The organism is Roseibium sp. MB-4 (genome assembly GCF_053005265.1).
The window spans coordinates 542,885-561,977 of the sequence record NZ_JBRKQB010000003.1; the positions used below are offsets into that span (position 1 = coordinate 542,885).

Consider the following 19,093-nt stretch of genomic DNA (forward strand, 5'->3'; position numbering starts at 1 on the left):
GCAGAGTTGGAGCCGGTTTCCCGGAAAACTGCGGGCGAAGAGACAACTTGGTGTGACTTTCAAAAAAAGTTCAAAAAGGCGCTTGCATCCCCCGTCAGTCCGCAGTAGATAAGCGCCCTGTCCGGGGCACACAGCGCCCCGCAGACTGAACAGCCATAAAGCAGATCGCTTCATGATCTTACAGGCTTTGTTCTTAAGCACCGGTAGCTCAGCTGGATAGAGCACCAGACTACGAATCTGGGGGTCGGGGGTTCGAATCCTCCCCGGTGCGCCATCACTTAGCATGGTTTTGCCTTCCCTGTTTTGCACTCCGTTTTGCAAAATCGGTTTCCAGAACGTTCTCAAACTTTGCTATTGCGTTGTCGGCCATGGTCGATGTGCGGGCTAGATATTTGTCGAGAATGTCCTGCGCTCGTCGTAATGAGTGACCGGTGATGGAGACGATCTCTCCCAAGTTGCAGCCCGCCTGAAACAACATCGTTACGGTCGTTCCGCGGATGTCGTGGAAGTTCAGATCTTCAATCCCAGCTTCCTTACACGTCTTCTCCCAGTGAAGAGCGAAGTAACGCTTCTTGAATGCCTTGCCGGTCTTGGTCGTCAGAATGAGTGTTGAGTTTTTGGGGAGGTGATCCAGTGTCTCTTTCAAAGCTTGGGTGCACTTGAGAGTGATCAATCGTCCCTCGACCTTGCCGCGCCGTGATTTCCCCTGGCGGAGCGAGATTCGCTCGCCGTCATAATTGCTCCAGGCCATTTGAAGAATGTCGCCCTGTCGTTGTCCTGTGTGTAGGGCGAGAACCATCGCTAGTTTCATTTGGGGGCTGGCGACACGAAGAAATGCATCCACATGTTCGGGAAGCCAGATCTTCTCGGAGCGATCACCTTGGTATGCACGCTCAAAACCATCGAGCACATTGACCTTAAGTGGGCCGTCCTTCGCTGCCCATGAAAGAACGCGGGCCAAAACCGTCACCCTATTGTCCGCCTCTCGTGGTTTGTCTTCCGAGAAGTGGTCGTGCCATTTGATGACGGCTCGGCGGAACGCCTTGTCCTCAAGCGCGGGATGAGGGCAGGTGCCGAACTTGTCTTCCCAGAACTGGAAGATCCGTCGGTACTCGCTTTGCGTGGAGGCAGCCAAACGCCGCCATCGCGAAGTCTTTTGAAAATCTCTGATGAGCCCGGCTAATGTGCCGCTGTCGCGACATCGTGCGCTTTCGGCAGCAGTGGCGATAGAGGCAAGAAATTCAGCCGAGCCAGGCTGGCCTTGCAGTCGGGTGTTCGTGGCGCGGTGATAATAGTAGGTGCGAACTTCGCCGGTGGCGAGTTTCCGTCTGATGACGTTGATGCCTCTAAGTCTTGTTCGCATTCTCAGCCTCCCAGGCTTCGAAAGGAGAGCGCGCCTCCTGTGATGGAAGGCTGGGCTGATCTTCACCAACGAGTTCGATGCGGCCATCTGGATGATGGATAATCCGGGCGTTGCTATAGCCTGCAGTTTTAATTGCCTTGAGGAGACCTGCGGCTTTGCCGGGTGGTATTATTCCGTTACGATCCGCCATCTTTTTCGGTTTCCCGTGCACTGGCAAGCATCACGCAGTACTTAAGCTTGCTGTTCCTTTATTTTCATTGCCCGCAGTTCTTCGCGGATTTCGAAGATGGTATTATCCCTCGCCGAAGGAGCCCCATCTGGCGTTTGCTCAAATGACATTTCGGCAACTCCATAAAGGACAAATTTCGCAACACCGGTCAGTGTTGCTTGAACGAAAGCATACCCTCGTGGTGGTCCATTATCTTGCTCATAGACATATTTCTTGTTCTGCTCTTGCGAGCTAACGAGCTCCGCGCATAGACCATTTTCACCGAAGTAAACGCGGCAAATGTGCTCTCGACTTAAGTTTCTCGCCGCTAGCTGGAACCACTCTGAAACAGAGCTTCCTTCATCGTAGAACAATCGCGACACGACATTTGGTGAGATGCCAAGCACGCCCAACTGCGTAATCAGTGTCAGCGCCATCATGTCCAGCGGTGAATAAAGCCGCCGCCTTCCCTTTCCGACATTTCCCTGGCTCAGTCGAAGAATTTTTCTGGACGGATCCGTCCAATTCTGAAGCGTTTTCGCGCTCACTCCCGTGATGTGAACAACCTCCGCTTGGGTGAATTCGGGAGCGTCAATGTTGAGTCTCTGTATCATTTTCAAAGCCTCGCATGAGGTTTTGAAAGAGTCAAGTAAGAAACTCATTTGAGGTTTAATTGAAATGGCTGATTTGAAATCGAAAGTAGACGCACCTCAGCATGACTATCCAGTGAAGGATTGGAAATCCAAATGTGATCGAATTCTCGATACCTGGACGGAGTTGATCCGACTCACTCGTCAACCCATAGTGGAAATAACCAAGAGATGGTGAGTGAGGCAGATTATGGATTTTTGGGATAAATATCTGGAAGGAGAAAAGGAGCTTTTGCGCTTGCTCACTCGCGAAGGGAAATGGCTATCGTGGATGGATAAGGAAGCTGACTCAGAAGATGCCGCAACCAAGCGCATTCCCGGGTGCCGCGACCAGGTTGAAGGTAATCTGACCAATGCTTTGCACGCGACCAATGTTGTGGTTCTTCTGGGGTCTGGCGCATCATTCTGTGCGAAGAACGGAGGGGTAGCCGATGCACCCAGCATGGGAAGCCTTTGGCATGCAGTCCGTGATGCTGTTAATGCGCAAAAGATATTAGATCGAGTTGGGTTCGATGAACTCGCAGGCAAGGTCATGGGTGGCCTCCCAGAGAACGAGCAGAATGGTCGTCAGAAGGCTGGAGACATCGAAAGTCTTCTGAGCTTGTGCAAGATGCAAATCGAACTTTTGAAAGTGCGAGAGAAGCATGATTCAGCATTCTCCGAAAAAGCCTGGATGGAAGAACTGATTGAGTTCGTCCGTGTGGCTGAGGTTGTAATTCTTGACAAGGTTGATTTCGTCAAACCAGAAACCGACCTCCCGGCACACATGGCATTTGTCCGCAAGTTGGCGCGCCGCTCTCCAGAAAAGCCCCGCGTCAAACTATTTACGACAAACTATGATCTCTGTATCGAAACAGCAGCAAGCCGTTTAGGCGTGGTGCTGATCGACGGTTTCTCGCACACCGCTGTGCAGCGTTTCAATCGCGACCATTTCCAACATGATATTGTGCGCCGCGCGGCATCTAGCACTAAAGCGGATTATCTCGATGGGGTGTTCCACCTGCACAAACTCCATGGCTCTGTTGATTGGCGGCGGGGAGCGGATGGGATCGTTACTCGAAGTCAGGCTAAACCGGCACATGATCTGTTGCCCGTGCTGATCTATCCCCGTTCAACCAAGTATCAGGAGGCATTCGAAACCCCGTACCTCGACATGTTCGCCGCACTTCAAGCCGCGCTGCGGGAGCCTGATACTACGCTAATCGTTTCGGGTTTCGGCTTTGCCGACGATCATATCAGCGCACCGATATGGTCTGCCATCGAGACGAACCTATCGTTACGGGTGATAATTTGTGATCGGGGATTTGTTCAATCGGAACTTCTCGAAGTGCTCGATTGCCACGAAATCGACCTCGATTTGCGTATTCAGCGTGCCTATCAGAAGAAGATTATCCAATTGGTCCAACAAGGGGATGGCCGGATCACGATCCTGAATGGCCGCTTCGAGGATCTGGCCCATGCCTTTCCCGAGATCTCGGGGAAAACGGATCGCCAGCTCCTGCAAGAACGACTCAATAGACTTGGCGAGGGTGAGGCATGACCGAACCCGCCTCGTTAATCGACACTGCTAAACGCATCGGCACTGTCACACGTGTAACAGCTAATACAGTAGACTTGACACTCCCCAATGCTCTCGCGGCTTCTGGTCGGCGAGGGTTGGCAAGGGGAGCAGTTGGCGATTTCGTTTTCGTGGATTGTGATCGCGAGACCGTTCTTGGTCGGATCACTGAGGTGGGTATCCCTGAAAGGCAAAGACCCGGACTAGAGCAACAAATTGAACAGGAGGCAGTTGTCGAACCAAATGGGCGGGTCCAATTACTTGCCACTGTCAGCAAGACCAGCAGGAAAGTGTCGCGCGGTATTAGCACTCAGCCACGCGTTGGGGATGGCGTGTACCTTGCCGAAGGCAGCGCCTTATCCACCTCGATCAAGGATGCACTGAGAGGTGACACGAAGCGAGACGGTGGCTTACTGATGATCCAGCTAGGCCAGCTATCCGGCCTGGAGGATGCCGAAATCAGTATTCCGCCCGAAAAACTCTTCGGCAGACACTGCGGTGTATTTGGCGCAACGGGCGGAGGAAAAAGCTGGACGGTCTCCCGCTTAGCGAATGAGGTAGTTCGGATGGGCGGAAAGTGCATCTTGTTTGATCCGACCGGAGAATTTGTTGGGAAGGTTCCCAATGCGTGGGAATATGCCTTTGGCAGTACTATGGCAGAAGACCCGGAACGAGCACATTTTCCGAGCAGGAAATTGTCCGAAATGGACTTGAACGCTCTGCTAACGCCTACTGGTCAAAGCCAAGGGCCGACGCTGCGGGCAGCAATAAAGAGCTTGAGACTATCACAAGCCCTGATGGCGAACCCTGACAAATTCCGACCTGAGCTGATTGAGGGAACCGAAGATCGGAACATTCTTATCCAAACCGGTCAAACGCCTAGGGGGTACGTTTTAGTCGAGGGGCGCGGGACAATAGTCAAAGAAAATCAGAGCAGAACAGCGTTCGGATACGCGGAACTATTGCTATCAGATGAAATTAATTCTGACTTGTGCGATTTCGATCTCGATTTGCTCTCGAGGCAGATACGAAACGAATGCATCGAAGTTACAGGCGCAAGTGGCAGATTTGGCCGCTTTAGGGAAAATATGCTCGGTTACTGCAACTCGATGATTGTAAGGCTCGAAACATATCTAAAGTCATCGGAACTCTCGTGCCTTTTTTCTGCTGATGGAGAGGACATTTGCGAAAAGATTGACAATTTCATAGCAGATGACGAAGCAAGAGCGATGGTGCTTTCGTTCGAGCGTGTAAGTTTCAAGCATGGTGCGCGAGAATTGTTGTTAAACGCGATTGGGCGACATCTCCTAAATCTAGCACGAGGTCGAGTTTTCGTAGAAAATCCAGTAGTCTGCATCCTTGATGAAGCTCATCAATTCATGAATAGGTCAGTTGGCGAAGAACAGAACCGCGTCCAACTCGACGCCTTTGGTTTGATAGCAAAAGAAGGTCGGAAGTATGGCCTCACTACGGTGATTGCCACTCAGCGGCCACGTGATGTGCCTCAAGATGTTTTGAGCCAGCTTGGTACGCTTTTTGTGCATCGGCTGACAAACGAACGCGACCGGGAAACCATAGAAAAGGCGTGCGGTGATCTCGACAAGAGTGCAGCGGCGTTCATCCCCTCGCTTGCGCAGGGCGAGGCCATCGTCGTCGGTCCAGATCTGCCTGCACCGCTTCCGATTTTGATGAGTAAACCGGAAAAGGGCCAGCAACCGGAAAGCCATGGCCCAAAGTATCAGGAGTTCTGGGGGGGTGATGCTCTTGACGTGTTTGACTAGGATATCTTTTTAGAAAATTGATCCCACTGACTGGATGAAAATCGGGGAGAAATCTACTTCCTGCTGCCAGTCTGCGGGATGCCAATGTTGTTGATGGGGAGAGGTGAGGGGTGACGTATGATCAATTCGACAGTGGTGCTATCGCATGATGACACTGGGCGACCTTGACCTGGCAGAAAATGACGTGCGCGAAGCGGTCTCAATTCTTGTCGGACCGAACGGTTCGGGAAAGAGTTCGGCGCTTCGTGAAATTGCAATGCATTACAAGAAGCATCGCAACGTGGCGATCATATGCAATACGCGACACGATCGGTTTGTAGGGCTACGCAGCATCAAGCGGATTTCGGCTAGCCGGAGTGACCAGTCACCCAAAAATGTAGTGAAAAAAGCTGTCGCCAATTCTCTTAGTGAAACTGGCTCAGCCTTTTTTCAAATTAGTTCAATTTTGGAATATTGTGGCTACGAAGCACGTTTTGGCTTTGAGGTGGTGCTTGGTGAACGTCGATTTTACAGCGCCGATGACCTTCGCTATGAGATTCGTTCTCAGTATGAGACTGCGAAAATACCAAGACGCTTCAATTCTATGATGGAGGACAATTCTCTTGATACGGCGATGTCTTTTCTACAGCGGCTCTCACCTGGCAATAGGTTTTGGTTGGATGCACGCGAAGGCGGATTTAAGTTCAGTCGTCTGAGTGAGTTTGGGGCTGTTCTCAAATTGGAGGCTCTGCTTCGGCGATTAGACGCAATTCGCGATATCAAAGTGTTCCTCCGAAGGAGCCGCGAGGAAGAAATAGAAATGGAGCTAGCAAGTTCTGGCCAACTATTCCTGATATCGTCACTGCTCTATCTAATCACGAACACCGGTGATGACCCAATCATAATAATTGATGAGCCAGAGAACAGTCTTCACCCAAGTTGGCAACGAGAATACATTGAGAAAATTCTTGCTGCGATGAGTTTTCGCAATGCTTCAATATTCGTTGCAACACATGCCCCGCTTGTGGTTACAGGGGCACTCGCCAGTAATCCAGATTTAGTGTCAGTTTTCGAGGTACGAGATGGAGTTCCGAAGTTTCTCGCGCTGGAGGTGGACCGAAGGTCGCCGAGTAGCATTGAGGAAATCCTTTGGAGGGCTTTCGAGGTAGTGACCCCTGCCAACCATTTCGTGAGCGAACAGATCGTTGATCAAGTATCACTTTTCGAGAAGGGGGAAGTCTCAAAAGATAATGTCCTTCTGCTGATCCAGAGCATGGAGGCAGAGAGCTTCGATGAACGCCAAAGGGACTTCTTCGACGCCGTGAAGAAACTTCTCGACAAAATCGAGAGTGCTGAGAACAGACTGACGTAGACCATGGCCGACCGTTACCTACCAGCACTCGCGATGTTCAGTTTAGATGAAAATGAGCAATCAGCGATAACTGAGGCGTTGACTACTGCTGACCCATGGGGTTGGCAACCAGGTGGCGCCAAGCAGGCAGCAATTACCGCTGCTAAGGAAAAGATCCGTGACTATCATTTATCACGTCACCGGAGCAGATGTTGCTACTGCCGGGTGAATTTACAAGGTGCGGGTCCGTTTATGACTGATCGTGAACATGTTCTGCCCAAGTCGATTCCGGAGTATCGCTCGCTATCGTACACGATGTGGAATCTCGGGATCGCCTGCAAGCGCTGCAACATGGAGTATAAGAAGAATAAATCTGATTTCGTGGTTGCGCCAGGCAATGTCGCAGCGCTAGTGGAAGCGGATAACTACAGGTTCATTCACCCGAATTTCGACCTGTATAGCGAGCACCTCGAGCGCTCGTCAGTTGAAGCAAACGACACGGTGATCGTTAAGTACACGGTATCGCCCGATAGCCCTAAGGGCGCCTTCACATATGATTACTTTAATTTGAGAGGCTTAGAAGTAGGTAGCTTCGATGATGCTCAGGGCGTGCATAAATCCGAGAATTTGAGTAAAGGTGCACTCGAGGTCCAAGCGCTTGCTGACCAGTACGGGCAGTAGCACTCGCGGTAACTTGAGAGGACTCTCGTAAGTCTCACGTTATCCGCTTGGAATAACATACGACACCGTTTGGTGAAGGGTAGCTTTGGCACAACAGCGGCGAACCGTCGAAAGGGAATCGAGCGATAGCGATAGACTGAGTGCGCGCTTATCGCCAGACCGTGTTTTTTGACGCCAGGTGCAATATCCAGCTAATTGCTCTATCCACGCAACCGCTCCATTGTCTTTAGGAAACTTTGAGTATTCACGGGATCTATCTCGTCAGCCACATTCAGCGCCCAGTTTCGCCATTCGATTAGGCTTTCTTGATCGACGGCAGTTTCGCCGCTTTCGATCGCTTGCGAGACTGCTTCAGCATAGGCGCGTATCTCCGCGGCTTTGCGGTAGGCGTTAGCGTCAGAAAGCAGGCTGTCGATCCGTTCCTGCTTGAGGCGTTCAAGGCGTTCCTCTTCAGCCTTGACTGCCGCTATTGCTCTCTGGCGGTCTTCTTCTTCAATTTGTGCTTTACGTTTCTTCCGCCAATCGTAATGGCTCAACGCCTGAGCACGATATTGCGTTTCAGCATAGAGAACGACTTCAATAGCGATTTCGGTAAGATAACTTTCGAGCTTGCCATCCGCGTTATCAACCCAAGTCTTGTGGGGAGTAGCCTCAGGACCATGGAATCCAAGGTCGAATCTTAAGCGTTTCTCCTGGTTTTTTGTCGCTTTCCTCAGACTATATTCGTCGGTGCACGCTACGCCTGGACGGTCCAGTTTCACGGACACTGCCTGTTTGTGGAACACGAGTTGGATTTCTCGAGCGGCCGTACCGCGAATAGTCGGTTTTCCGTGGAACTTTGAGACGGCAAAAAACAGGCTGTTCAAGAAGCGAAACCGGCGCTGTTCGATGGAATTGTCAAACAGCGGTTCATACCAAGAGGCCATAAACCGGCTTTCCGCTAGCTTGGTTCGCCTTTTCTCGTCAGCGTTGAAATAGTGTTTGATGGCCGGGTGCCAGGCACTAATCTGTTTTGGCGCTTTTACCTTCCCGATTGTGCGTTCGATCCGAGCACGAATTTGCTCGATCGGTTCTGGAAATGTCGGCGACGGGGGAAGGGGACCCCTATGCTCCTCTGGAGTGATGTAGCGATAGTTGTATTGATTTCCGCCAATCGTCACCTCATGGCTCATTCCTGGAGGGCGTGGCGCAAGGGGAATCTTTACAGTGCGTTTCCCGGCGGCCTTCTTAGCCCAATGTCCCCTGTCCGGCGTCGGAACCATAGCTCTTTGGCAAGCCTTTCGAAGCGAAACGTCGGAGACATCGAACTTGGGCGCGAGGATTTTGAGCGGTTCAGACCAGACCAGGTCATAGAGCGCTTTGCGAGAAATATAGTGGGCCATCTATTACGCCAATATTTCAGGAAAGGAGTACGATCTTGCTACTGGTGTAGGTTCTTGATTAGTGGATGATTCTGGAACCAGGATGCCAAATCCGGAGCAAGAAAAGTCAAATCGGAGATTATATTTTGCTGGCCGGAAAATCGCCTCAGGGCGGATCAGACTGGTTGCAATGATCCCCTTACTCGGATTTGACATCCGAAGCCGATACCCTTTTTCGAGCCAGCTCAAAATGTCATTTGGATTGCTAATGTGAATGTAATCGTCTTCAAATGGTGTTTTTGAGACTATGTATGTGCCGTCCTCATGGCGATGATGAAATAGCATTTCACCCTTATTTGCGCCTCTCGAAACGAAAGCGTGAAGACTGACCGCCAACGATTAAACCTTTTGAAAGTCCTGTTTTATGAAAATTGAGTGCCTCTCTCAGAGTGAAAACAACGCATTCAAGTCAATCATAGACCATTTGCACCACATCATACTTGTCTCGGTCGACAATCCGGTTCAGGCCTTCCGAGTATTCTGCTTTGACCCAAATTCCAACCGGCAATCTGTAGGTCCAAAATACCTTATTGTATTTTCGGTGCTGAACTCGAATTTTCTCAAGATTACGGTCCGACTGGAGCCGCCCAGTCTCGCCATCATCTTTGATTTCGATAAGCGCAATTGAGTTAGGCGTACTTCGACCCTTCACTCCCACAACGAAATCCGGGAAAAAGTTTTTTCCGCTTGGCAGCAAGAGACGCGTCGCCCATCGGGCGTTCTCTGGATTGCGCAACCACCATTCCACGGTTCCGGATTTATCTTCGTCGAGCATCTCGGCAAGCGCTCGCTCTTCCTTGTTCAGTCGATCCGGGAATACGCCGTACGCTGACTTGATTGCAACGTCGAGACCTTCAGGGCCAAAATAATCTTCAGGTATTGGTTCGGCATCCGAAAGGCGAACATTCCTCCCCTGCGCTATCTTCATAGCGTTTTTCAGTTTTTCCGGTTCTTTCATAACCGCCAAATCAATTGCGCGCCGGAAATCGTTTTCTGTTGCCTCGAAGCCGTTGTCATCCGCTCGTCGTTTTAATTCCTCCACAAGCGCGCGCTTTAGCAGCCGCGGGTCGATCGAATCGTTGAAATTGAAGGCCAGTTGGGCCTTGTTTGCCACACGCGCGTTCGAAAGCCTTAAGCGCAAATCCACTTCTTCTTCAGAATTATCAATGAACAGATCCCGAAGGCTCATTGACGCTTTCGTGTTTTTTTTCGTCAAAAGCGACATCATTTCGGAGTTTCCGCAAAACTCTCGAGCGATGTCGTCAATAAGGTCGTTCATTTGGGTTGGATCGGGAGGAAGCTCCCGCCACAGTCCTTTTGGAAGACTGAGCTCCCTCCGGAGCCGATAGGTTTTATCTGCCTTGCTAACTGGCGGAAGAACTATGCTGTCTCGTTTCTGGTCTTCCGGCAGTTCGCCGAATAGCGGTGTTGCTGAGAGTGCTCGCAGGCTCTCACCGGCCTTGATAGCCTGATCCTGCTTCGCAACGGAGAGACCGGAGACGCTTTCTGGAACGATCCCTTCTTCTATCAAGTTGGCAAGGCGTGACTGTCGATCGTCTGATGTGACTGGCGGTGGTGTGTAGGGGCTTGTCTTCACAAAATCTGATAGCTCGAGTGGCTGAGTAACATTGCCAAACTCGACCACATCCAGTCGATCCGTGATCAGTTCAATGCTTTGCCGTACTGCCTTCACTTCTTCAACGGCAGCATCCAGACCGGTCTGCATTTCCGGGTCCGTGAGGAAAACGTAACCGCGGTCTAAAAGCGGATCCTGTCCGTGGGTTGGGCGGATCAGCGGGTGTACCCGCATAATACGTCCTACAATCTGAAGACCAAACTCTTTGCCGCGGTTTGGACGCACGGACACCAGGGTCCAGGCCCTTGGAGCATCAAACCCAGTCGCTACAGAGACTTTAAAGACTAAGACCTCCTTATCAGGGTCATAAGCTAGCGTGTGAAAGTCCGGATCAGGCTGACCAGATGTGTGTGTCGCTATAGCGCTATCGGGAACACCGATCTCGATCAGTTTCTCCCGCACACGGTCGACGGGATCGTCGCCACCTTTTGTCTGGTCTTCTACTTGAACCAACATCAGTGGAGTTAAAGCGACGCCGAGTTCAGCCAGTCGTGCCTTAACACGCTTGTGTTGTGTCCAACCTGCAGTGAGAGTTGCTTGTTCATGATCGACAAGATCACGGTCCGCTTCGCTCATGCGGATCACGCCCATCATTAGGCCCTTCTTATTAAGGCCGGCGTCGACAACATTACTCCGGGGGACGATCACGCGGCTGGCCACTTCGATACCGGCCTTTTCCTCGAATGCCTCCAGCTTTTCATCATTCGGGGTTGCTGTGGCAAGGATCGAGAAATCAGGCTTCAATGCGTTTAAGTAGAAATCCGCCGCCGCCATGGCCGAAGCGCCAAAATTCAAATGCGCTTCATCGATCACCACACCGACGAAGAAGCCGTCATCGCGGAGCTTCTCAATCATGTCGTCGAGCGACAATGCGCTTTCCTTAGTGCGACGCACCTTTCGGGCGTCCTTGTTGTTCGCCGCCACCGCGCTCCAAGTCTGCACGAAGACATCTCCGTCCCGTGTGCCAACGGGTTCACGGTCAATTGTAATATCCCGTACTCTTAGCGAGCCGCATTGTTCGACAATCGCATCACGCGTCTGCGTCACCAATCCAGAATAAGGTGCAAACCAGAACCACACGACTGGTCGGGATAGCGCTGCTCGGACCGCCTCCAACGTTCGCCCTAAAATCAGTGTTTTGCCTGAACCGGTTGGCGCTTGAAGTAGTGTCACTCCGCTTTTGAGTGCTATCTCTGTCCGATGCAAAGGGCGGTCATCGTGGTACTCTGCAACTTTCCGGACCACGCTGGATAATGCTTCGACTGCATGGCTCTGATATCTCGCTAATGCGTAACGCCCCCCGGTCATTGCTGGAAGCTCCGCACAAGCGTTTCTCGTACAGAATGCAGCTCGACGTCTACGCTAGCCAATTCGCTTGCAAGCTGGCCTGGCGCCCAAGCATAGACAAAGACGTTCTTACGGGCGCGTTGGGCCAACCAATCGAGCAACGCGGCGTCATAGCGGTCCACCATGACTAGGATCAAGTCTTCGCTCTCGTGCGCATTCCACGGGGCAGAAGCGTCATAGGTTGTAAGCGGTAACTTATGTAGGATTTCTAGGGCGATCCAAGCATCTTTTGGCTCAAGATCGTAGTCCAGATCCTCGAAGGCAATTTCTTTGGTACGTAGATAAGCGAATGGTGCGTTGAGATCGGCAAATTTTGTATCTTGACTGGCATTTAGCCGCCGAATGCGCTCCGCGGTCACATCGCGGCAAAGATTTTTGTCAGGCTCTTCCTCTGTTGCTTCGCTGGAAGACACCATAACAAACCGACGGTCATCACCATCCTCGGCATTCAGTTCCATCACAGCCTGTGCTGTCGTTGCCGAACCCGCGAAGAAGTCGAGTACAATGTCACCAGGACCGGTCGACTGACGTATGAGTTCACGGATGAGGGATACTGGTTTTGGATAGTTGAAGGCTTTTGATCCAAAGATATCCTGAATTTCAGTAGTGCCTTCCTGGGTGGATCCCGCTACCAAATGTGCGTTGCGATCAGTATCAACGCCCCTGGGCAATGTGTCAGTTTCTGCTAATGGCGTTATCCATGACGAGACCGGTTGCGTTGCGTTCTTGAGTTCATTTTTATAACGAACCCATTGTGGAATTCCGTATCCGATTTTTTTGCCGACCCAGAATTTTAAGTGCGGCATATCTCGCCATATTTTCTTCGTCTTTCTTGCGAGTGGTACTTCATTTTTATCGATGGCAGCCAAGAGAGCGTCCATTGTATCGAACACTTCCACTCGCTGTTCTTTTGGGAAGACAATACGCCCCTGTTTCACCCACTTGGTAATCTGGTCCTTAGCGGGAAGCTTGCCCTTGGTTTCTGCATCTGCAGGAAAAACTGGCATAAAGCCCGGGAAATCTGTGGCGTCGTATTTTGAACCTTTAGGGAAGGGCGACGGCCAAACCCGTTGTGGGTTCGGCGGATAGTAGGTATCTGTTTTGGGGTCATACATCGCATAGAAGCCGTTGACCCGTTCATTCATGTCCTTGGGCTGGCTAATGTCGCTCAGACGGAAATGGTCTTTTTTATCTTCGTCCCAGTAGATGTATTTTTCGAAGGTTTTTTCGTATCCGCCGAAGCGAAAATTTGATTTACCAAATATCAGCACATGTTCGTGGTTTTCGGAAATAAAGGCGCCTTTTGCGTCATTCCCGCCTGTTCGTGTGCGCCAAGTAAACGTCGCAATGCGCATTCCAGGCATGGCTTCCTGCATCATCAATTCGAGAAACGCTCTCTGCTCGTCATTGATCGAAACAAGCATCACACCGTCCTCGGCCAGAAGATCACGGGCCAGCGTGAAGCGGCGATAAAGGAATTCAAGCCAAGTGGACTGGTGAAATCGATCTTCGGCATCCATGTACCGATCATTATAGACCCAGTCCTTGTTTCCGGTGTTGTATGGAGGGTCGATGTAGATGCATTTCACCTGCCCCGCTACCGTCATTCGCAACCAGCGCAGCGCATCGAAGTTGTCGCCCTCGATCACCAGGTTTGACCAGGGAGCGGATTTGTCCGAGAGCTCGGGTATGATCTCGCAGGTAATGAAATTCTCATCAATTGCCTGATCTGCCGCGATCTCATCGCGCTCCCAGATAAGGCCAAGTTTCTTGGTCCGATCCCGCTTTTCAAGGAGCTCAATCAATTGCGCCTTGGAAAGATCGTCATATTTGCCGGACATTAGAACCTCTTGACGTTTATCTCTTGTTGTTGGCTCTAGCAATGGAACGCAATAATTCAAATCGTTTGCGGGAAAACCTTCATGCTCGCCGAGTCATTTTTAACTACAAAATTTTGAACGCCCCGTCGCGATTGAATGAACCTGTGAGACGCTGGTTAGGCCAATTCCTGTGAAAATTGGAAAGAAAGCGGGAATGAGCATGCCTTCTCTTAGTGGTGAAAAGCTGCTTTAACAACCTCAAGAATTTGTTTTTTGAGGTTGTTCATGACACGCCGATTTACCATTGAGAAAGAAGGATTGCCGGATCTCCCGGGTATGATGCTGGCAACAGTAGAAGCTCTAAAAGCAATTGGAGGCTCAGCGTCCATTCATGAATTGGATGAAAAGGTCATCGAACTGGAAGGTTTGAGCGAAGACGAGCAGTCCTACACGATGCCCGGAAATGATCCGCGAACAAGGATCAACTACTACCTATCCTGGGCTCGAACTTTCCTGAAACGCGGGGGAGCGTTGGAAAACTCCGCGCGAGGTGTATGGACGCTAACGGACTTCGGAGAAAGCATCACCACGCTTGAACAGACAGGAGTAATCCATAAACAAGTCAACGATGAGGAGCGGGAAAGGGCGAGGCTAAAGCGCAGGGCAGCTAAGAAGGCAGAGAAGGCCGATACACCCGTAGAGGCCATTACTACGGACGCGGTCTCTGATAGTGGCGAACTAGACAATTGGAAAACAAACTTATTGGAGACATTGCGGGCAATGGATCCCGCGGCATTCGAACGCTTGTCGCAACGCCTTCTGCGTGAGGCGGGTTTCACGAAGGTCGAAGTGCGAGGCAAAACTGGGGACGGCGGGATTGATGGCCTTGGCGTTCTGCGCGTCAATCTCGTCTCGTTCCAGGTGCTGTTTCAATGTAAGCGCTGGAAAAGCAGCGTCGGGGCTCAGGAAATCAGAGATTTCCGAGGTGGACTTCAGGGACGGGCGGATAAGGGGCTTTTCATCACGACGGGAACATTCACCAGGCAGGCTTCTGAGGAAGCTACCCGTGACGGCGCTATTGCGATCGACCTGATTGACGGCGACCGGCTATGTGACCTTCTCAAGCAATATGATCTCGGCGTGAAGACCCGCATGATCGAGGAGGTCACTATCGAGAAGGGCTGGTTCGACGGCATTTGAACTGACTGCTGCCAACTTTGAAACCAAGTGCCCGCGAACATAAACATAAAGATCATCCTAACGCTTTGGAACATATGGTATGTGCCCAAGTCCTGCGGTCGCGAATGACCCCGTGGTACAGAGAAGCCCTGAAAGGACCCGAGCGTCTCAAGGTGAGGCGCTGCTAAATATGTGTTGAGGGTTTTGAACATGACCCTGACTATGATCCTGACATGTCGCCAGCCACCACGTGCTCGAGTATCCCACGGTGGCGAATGACCCCGTGGTCCTCACGATGGCTCGAAAGGACCCGCGTGACTAGATATGACCCAACGCTTCTTTCATCTCGCCTAGAATAAAGGTTAATCCGCCACCAGGTTGATCAATCTCGGCGTCTGTGGCTTTGTCCATCCGTTCCGCCGTTAGCCATTCTACAATTGCCACCTTCTGTGGTTCCCGCTGCTTCATGATGTCTCCCTCCCAGCGTTGTTGCGCCTTATCTCTGGAAACTTCAGAACGCGTGAGAGACTGTCTTCCTTGAGGTGGTAGTGATATGTATTTCTCTATTACCTCTTGTTTCTTTTTCAGAAGCCCTTTGGGTGCTTTCGTCTTGCTTAGGTTTGGATTGCTTGTGCTAGGCTTATCAACACGACAGTGTTCGATGGGTTTATTTGAAGGGTACTTTAGATGGGTTTGGGTCTCATTTTTGAGACCCCTAAGGTCGCAGGACTGAGACTTTGAAGGTCTCAAATCTGAGACCGTTTCAAGATTGTGTGTTGGTCCTACTCCTGACTTCATGCCCGCATCCCAGTCTTTAACAATGGCGCGGAACATCGGCCAATTTGGCAAGTAAGCTGTACGGTGGGATTTGCCGCCATGGCTTTTCTTTTCGATCAAGCCCAACGTATCAAGCTCATTTGTTGCCCTAATCACAGCAGCCCGGCTAATCTTCAAAAGCTTCATGAGCCTCCCAATGCTGGGGTCACATTGGCCGGTGCGCTTGTTGAAATGATCGACAATAGCCGTTGCGACCCGACGGGTTGCAGCCGAGAGGTCCGGCATGAGCCCCAAAGCTTTGTGCGCGAAAAGAATGTCATTCTGCTGTAGAAGAGGCATTTAAACCTCGCAGAATTTGTGTGCGAAAGAGTTTGCAAGCGCTAAGCTAAGGTATTGATCTCTTTGGAGTGCAAACGAAGCCGTTTTGCAAAAATATTTTGTCAGATCAACAGACTGGGCCTGCCTACGAATCTGGGGGTCGGGGGTTCGAATCCTCCCCGGTGCGCCATATCTCCAATTAAATTGTTAAAGACGTCCATATATCAAAAGGTCTCGACCCCAACGCAAATCTTGGCATTTGCATGGAGGGCTGTGTCAAACAGAACTTGCCGGAACCGCGCCTTCTACGATGCACAGTCCCGGCAAATGTTTTCAGCAACACTCAGGCCCAGCTTGAGCTATGCGTTGATAGTTTCCAGCACACGATCCGGCGTGAACGGCATGTGCCGCAAGCGTCGGCCGGTTGCCCGGTGGAAGGCATTGGCGATCGCGGCCGACACCATTGGCGTGCCGACTTCTCCCACCCCAACCGGCGGGGCATCAACCTCGGCCATATAGATCTCAATCGGCGGGATCTGGTTGGCCCGGGCAATTTCGTAATCCCAATAGTTGTTCTGCACGACCTCGCCATTTTCAAGGTCGATTTTTTCGCGCAGCGCCATCGAGATGCCGAAGATGATGCCGCCTTCGATCTGGTTGTGCGCATTGTCCGGAGAGACAATCAGGCCCGCGTCGACCGCGGCCCAGAAGTGTTTCACGGCAATATCGCCGGTGGACTGATCCACCTCTATCTCGGCAACACCTGCCGCCATCGACGAGCTGTAGCCCGCAAAGGACAGCCCGAGGGCCCGGCCATCCTGACTGGACCAATTCGACATCTCGGCGACCTTTTCCAGAAGATGCCGGCCCCGCGGGTTCTCGGCGACAAGATCCATCCGGAAGTCGAGTGGATCGCGGCCCGCTTGCTCCGCGAGTTCATCCATGAAGGCTTCGGCGGCAAAGCTCGTGTAGGCTGCCCCGATCCCCCGGTAAGGGGCAAGACGGGCCTGCCGCGGGGTGATGATGTGATCGGCCCGGAAATCCTTGATCCCGTAGAACTTGCTTTCAGCCCCGCGCATGGAGATCACATCATTTGGCTTGACCGCATCCCAGCGCACCGGGTTAAAGAACCCGATAACCGTTGGCGTTGCCACCTTGTGATGCCAGCCGTCCAGTTTGCCGTCCGCGGTGAGGCCTGCCTCAAGCCTTTGGGCCGCCGCGGGACGGAATGTGCCGTTCTTCACATCGTCTTCCCGGGTCCAGATGACTTTCACCGGACGTCCAACCGCCTTTGAGCTGAGCACGGCGTCGCGCACATAGTCCTGGGCAAAGGCAGTCCGCCGGCCGAAGCTGCCGCCCATGGTCATCATGTTGAGCCGCACCTTGTCTTGCTCGATACCCAGGACGTCCATCACCGTGCGGGTTGTCCAGGATTGTGTTTGGGTGCCGGCCCAGACTTCGGCGCCCTGACCGTCCGCATCAACACTCGCAACGGCAGCCATCGGTTCGATCTGCGCATGATAGGCATAGTCGGAGAGATACAGCTGGCTATAGGTCTGGTTTGCAGCTGCTATGGCTTCCGGCGCATTCCCCTTTTCAGCCCATACAGCCTGCTCAGCTTCGGGATCTTGAGCAGCTTCGGCGTAGAGCCGGAGGGTTTCTTCACTGTTGAAGGCACGGGCTGGCGCGTCTTCGCTCCAGGTCACCTCCAGCATGGACCGGGCGCCAAGGGCACTCCACAAGCTCTCTGCAACAACCGAAACGCCATCCGGCAGCGCGACGACATCCAGGACCCCCGGGACGGTACGTGCTTCCGTGTCGTTGATGGTCAAGGGACGTTCGCCCTCCACCGGGGCCCGCAAGACCGTAGCATACGCCATGTCCGGCAGATCCACATCAATGGCAAAGACCGCCTTGCCGGTGGACTTTGCCACCACATCACGGCGCGGCACATCTTGGCCGATGATCCGGAACTCGGATCGCTCCTTGAGCGTAACCGCATCGGCTTCCGGGACAGACGTGCCGTCTGCACCGCGGGCGACCAGCTCGCCGTAGCCAAGGCGGGTGCCATCCGGTGCCACAACGGCGCTCGGCTCGGTCCGCAGTTCTGCTTTTGAAACGCCGAGCTCACGCGCGGCGATCTGCAGAAGAACATCGCGAGCTTGGGCACCGGCGCGGCGCATCGGGTCATAATAGGCCTGCACGCCCGTGCTGCCGGCCGTATAAAGCACATTGCCGAACAGGGGGTTGCCGAACCGGCGGTCATCGGCATTCAGCTGCTCGATAACAACATCATCCCAATTGGCATCCAGTTCCTCTGCCAGGATTTGCGGCAGGGTCGAATAGCTGCTTTGGCCCATTTCCGTCGACGGAAAAACGATTGAAATCGTGGCATCGGGCCGGATTGTCAGCCAATGATTGACATCCAGGGGCGTTCCTGTGGAGGTGGCCGCGCGCACCGCTGAAACACCGCCGAGGCCGATGGCAAAGGATAAGCCTGCGGCCATTTGCACGAAGCCGCGGCGGGATATGTTCAGAGCTTCTGTCGCCTTGGTCATGATCAAGCCTCCTTCGAAGCACGTTCAACAGCTTTGAAGATGCGGTTGTAGGTGCCGCACCGGCACAGGTTCGCGCTCATCGTGTCGACGATTTCCTCACGGCTTGGCTGCGGGTTTTCCGCAAGCAGGGCAGCCGCTCGCATGATCTGGCCGGACTGGCAGTAGCCGCACTGGGGAACCTGCTCGTCGACCCAGGCCTTCTGGAGGGGATGCGATCCATCTTCGGACAGACCCTCGATCGTGGTGACCTCAGCCCCTTCAACATCGGCAAGCGACATTTGACAAGAGAACATGGCTTCTCCGTCGACGTGGACAGTACAGGCACCGCACATCGCTGCGCCGCAGCCGTATTTGGTCCCTTTCAGATTTGCCGTATCGCGCAGGATCAGTAGCAGCATTTCTTCAGGCGGATTGGTGTACTCAACGGGACGACCGTTCAGGATAAACTTTGTCATTCCAAAATCTC

The 19,093-nt window shown here is 52.5% G+C and carries 14 protein-coding genes and 1 tRNA gene; 6 read left to right on the top strand and 9 right to left on the bottom strand.

All coding sequences use genetic code 11. The annotated features are described in order from the left end of the window. Positions 1–197 precede the first annotated feature (197 nt). Positions 198–274 (top strand) — tRNA-Arg (locus ACVDG4_RS19030). On the opposite strand, the gene ACVDG4_RS19035 is transcribed toward ACVDG4_RS19030, so the two are convergent. The 3 genes from ACVDG4_RS19035 to ACVDG4_RS19045 are packed head-to-tail and all read right to left on the bottom strand — an operon-like array spanning position 275 to position 2,185. Continuing rightward, positions 275–1,363, bottom strand: a complete 1,089-nt coding sequence (locus ACVDG4_RS19035) for a tyrosine-type recombinase/integrase (protein ID WP_447236253.1) — start codon at positions 1,361–1,363, stop codon at positions 275–277. Continuing rightward, positions 1,347–1,553: a transcription factor iiib subunit gene (locus tag ACVDG4_RS19040; RefSeq protein WP_447236254.1), complete on the bottom strand. Its 207-nt coding sequence runs from the start codon at positions 1,551–1,553 to the stop codon at positions 1,347–1,349. The genes ACVDG4_RS19035 and ACVDG4_RS19040 overlap by 17 nt, the downstream gene beginning before the upstream one ends. Before the next feature lie 41 nt (positions 1,554–1,594). Further along, positions 1,595–2,185 carry a MerR family transcriptional regulator gene (locus tag ACVDG4_RS19045; RefSeq protein WP_447236255.1) on the bottom strand — a complete coding sequence of 197 codons (591 nt, stop codon included), beginning with the start codon at positions 2,183–2,185 and terminating at the stop codon, positions 1,595–1,597. Positions 2,186–2,411: 226 nt separating this feature from the next. Here ACVDG4_RS19045 and ACVDG4_RS19050 point away from each other — a divergent pair, with 226 nt between their 5' ends. The 4 genes from ACVDG4_RS19050 to ACVDG4_RS19065 all read left to right on the top strand — a co-directional run bounded on the left by ACVDG4_RS19050 (position 2,412) and on the right by ACVDG4_RS19065 (position 7,571). Then, complete coding sequence (locus ACVDG4_RS19050) at positions 2,412–3,761, top strand: SIR2 family protein (RefSeq protein ID WP_447236256.1); 1,350 nt, start codon at positions 2,412–2,414, stop codon at positions 3,759–3,761. Beyond that, positions 3,758–5,560 carry an ATP-binding protein gene (locus tag ACVDG4_RS19055; protein ID WP_447236257.1) on the top strand — a complete coding sequence of 601 codons (1,803 nt, stop codon included), beginning with the start codon at positions 3,758–3,760 and terminating at the stop codon, positions 5,558–5,560. Before ACVDG4_RS19050 ends, ACVDG4_RS19055 begins: the two co-directional genes overlap by 4 nt. Before the next feature lie 145 nt (positions 5,561–5,705). After that, positions 5,706–6,911: an AAA family ATPase gene (locus tag ACVDG4_RS19060; RefSeq protein ID WP_447236258.1), complete on the top strand. Its 1,206-nt coding sequence runs from the start codon at positions 5,706–5,708 to the stop codon at positions 6,909–6,911. 3 nt (positions 6,912–6,914) lie between these two features. Further along, complete coding sequence (locus tag ACVDG4_RS19065) at positions 6,915–7,571, top strand: HNH endonuclease (protein ID WP_447236259.1); 657 nt, start codon at positions 6,915–6,917, stop codon at positions 7,569–7,571. 200 nt (positions 7,572–7,771) lie between these two features. Here ACVDG4_RS19065 and ACVDG4_RS19070 read toward each other — a convergent pair whose 3' ends face one another. The 3 genes from ACVDG4_RS19070 to ACVDG4_RS19080 all read right to left on the bottom strand — a co-directional run bounded on the left by ACVDG4_RS19070 (position 7,772) and on the right by ACVDG4_RS19080 (position 13,816). Then, positions 7,772–8,953: a hypothetical protein gene (locus ACVDG4_RS19070; protein WP_447236260.1), complete on the bottom strand. Its 1,182-nt coding sequence runs from the start codon at positions 8,951–8,953 to the stop codon at positions 7,772–7,774. 448 nt (positions 8,954–9,401) lie between these two features. Continuing rightward, the gene (locus tag ACVDG4_RS19075) at positions 9,402–11,936 is read right to left on the bottom strand and encodes a DEAD/DEAH box helicase (protein WP_447236261.1); all 2,535 of its coding nucleotides are present in this window, start codon (positions 11,934–11,936) and stop codon (positions 9,402–9,404) included. After that, on the bottom strand, positions 11,933–13,816 hold the full coding sequence (locus ACVDG4_RS19080; protein ID WP_447236262.1) for a site-specific DNA-methyltransferase: 1,884 nt from the start codon (positions 13,814–13,816) through the stop codon (positions 11,933–11,935). Before ACVDG4_RS19080 ends, ACVDG4_RS19075 begins: the two co-directional genes overlap by 4 nt. 264 nt (positions 13,817–14,080) lie before the next feature. Between ACVDG4_RS19080 and ACVDG4_RS19085 the strand changes: the two genes are divergently transcribed. Next, positions 14,081–14,995: a restriction endonuclease gene (locus ACVDG4_RS19085; protein WP_447236263.1), complete on the top strand. Its 915-nt coding sequence runs from the start codon at positions 14,081–14,083 to the stop codon at positions 14,993–14,995. A 297-nt stretch (positions 14,996–15,292) separates the two neighbouring features. Here the strand turns inward: ACVDG4_RS19085 and ACVDG4_RS19090 are convergent, their stop codons facing one another. The 3 genes from ACVDG4_RS19090 to ACVDG4_RS19100 all read right to left on the bottom strand — a co-directional run bounded on the left by ACVDG4_RS19090 (position 15,293) and on the right by ACVDG4_RS19100 (position 19,082). After that, positions 15,293–16,090 (bottom strand): helix-turn-helix domain-containing protein, encoded by a 798-nt coding sequence (locus ACVDG4_RS19090; RefSeq protein WP_447236264.1) that lies wholly within the window; start codon positions 16,088–16,090, stop codon positions 15,293–15,295. A gap of 338 nt (positions 16,091–16,428) precedes the next feature. Next, positions 16,429–18,627: a xanthine dehydrogenase family protein molybdopterin-binding subunit gene (locus ACVDG4_RS19095; protein WP_447236265.1), complete on the bottom strand. Its 2,199-nt coding sequence runs from the start codon at positions 18,625–18,627 to the stop codon at positions 16,429–16,431. A gap of 2 nt (positions 18,628–18,629) precedes the next feature. Further along, entirely contained in the window at positions 18,630–19,082 is a 453-nt protein-coding gene (locus ACVDG4_RS19100) for a (2Fe-2S)-binding protein (RefSeq protein ID WP_447236266.1), read from the bottom strand. Between the last annotated feature and the right edge of the window lie 11 nt (positions 19,083–19,093).

Coding starts and splice junctions, on each gene's coding strand:
- ACVDG4_RS19035 (WP_447236253.1), bottom strand. CDS start 1,363: ATGCGAACAAGACTTAGAGGCATCAACGTCATCAGACGGAAACTCGCC.
- ACVDG4_RS19040 (WP_447236254.1), bottom strand. CDS start 1,553: ATGGCGGATCGTAACGGAATAATACCACCCGGCAAAGCCGCAGGTCTC.
- ACVDG4_RS19045 (WP_447236255.1), bottom strand. CDS start 2,185: ATGATACAGAGACTCAACATTGACGCTCCCGAATTCACCCAAGCGGAG.
- ACVDG4_RS19050 (WP_447236256.1), top strand. CDS start 2,412: ATGGATTTTTGGGATAAATATCTGGAAGGAGAAAAGGAGCTTTTGCGC.
- ACVDG4_RS19055 (WP_447236257.1), top strand. CDS start 3,758: ATGACCGAACCCGCCTCGTTAATCGACACTGCTAAACGCATCGGCACT.
- ACVDG4_RS19060 (WP_447236258.1), top strand. CDS start 5,706: ATGATGACACTGGGCGACCTTGACCTGGCAGAAAATGACGTGCGCGAA.
- ACVDG4_RS19065 (WP_447236259.1), top strand. CDS start 6,915: ATGGCCGACCGTTACCTACCAGCACTCGCGATGTTCAGTTTAGATGAA.
- ACVDG4_RS19070 (WP_447236260.1), bottom strand. CDS start 8,953: ATGGCCCACTATATTTCTCGCAAAGCGCTCTATGACCTGGTCTGGTCT.
- ACVDG4_RS19075 (WP_447236261.1), bottom strand. CDS start 11,936: ATGACCGGGGGGCGTTACGCATTAGCGAGATATCAGAGCCATGCAGTC.
- ACVDG4_RS19080 (WP_447236262.1), bottom strand. CDS start 13,816: ATGTCCGGCAAATATGACGATCTTTCCAAGGCGCAATTGATTGAGCTC.
- ACVDG4_RS19085 (WP_447236263.1), top strand. CDS start 14,081: ATGACACGCCGATTTACCATTGAGAAAGAAGGATTGCCGGATCTCCCG.
- ACVDG4_RS19090 (WP_447236264.1), bottom strand. CDS start 16,090: ATGCCTCTTCTACAGCAGAATGACATTCTTTTCGCGCACAAAGCTTTG.
- ACVDG4_RS19095 (WP_447236265.1), bottom strand. CDS start 18,627: ATGACCAAGGCGACAGAAGCTCTGAACATATCCCGCCGCGGCTTCGTG.
- ACVDG4_RS19100 (WP_447236266.1), bottom strand. CDS start 19,082: ATGACAAAGTTTATCCTGAACGGTCGTCCCGTTGAGTACACCAATCCG.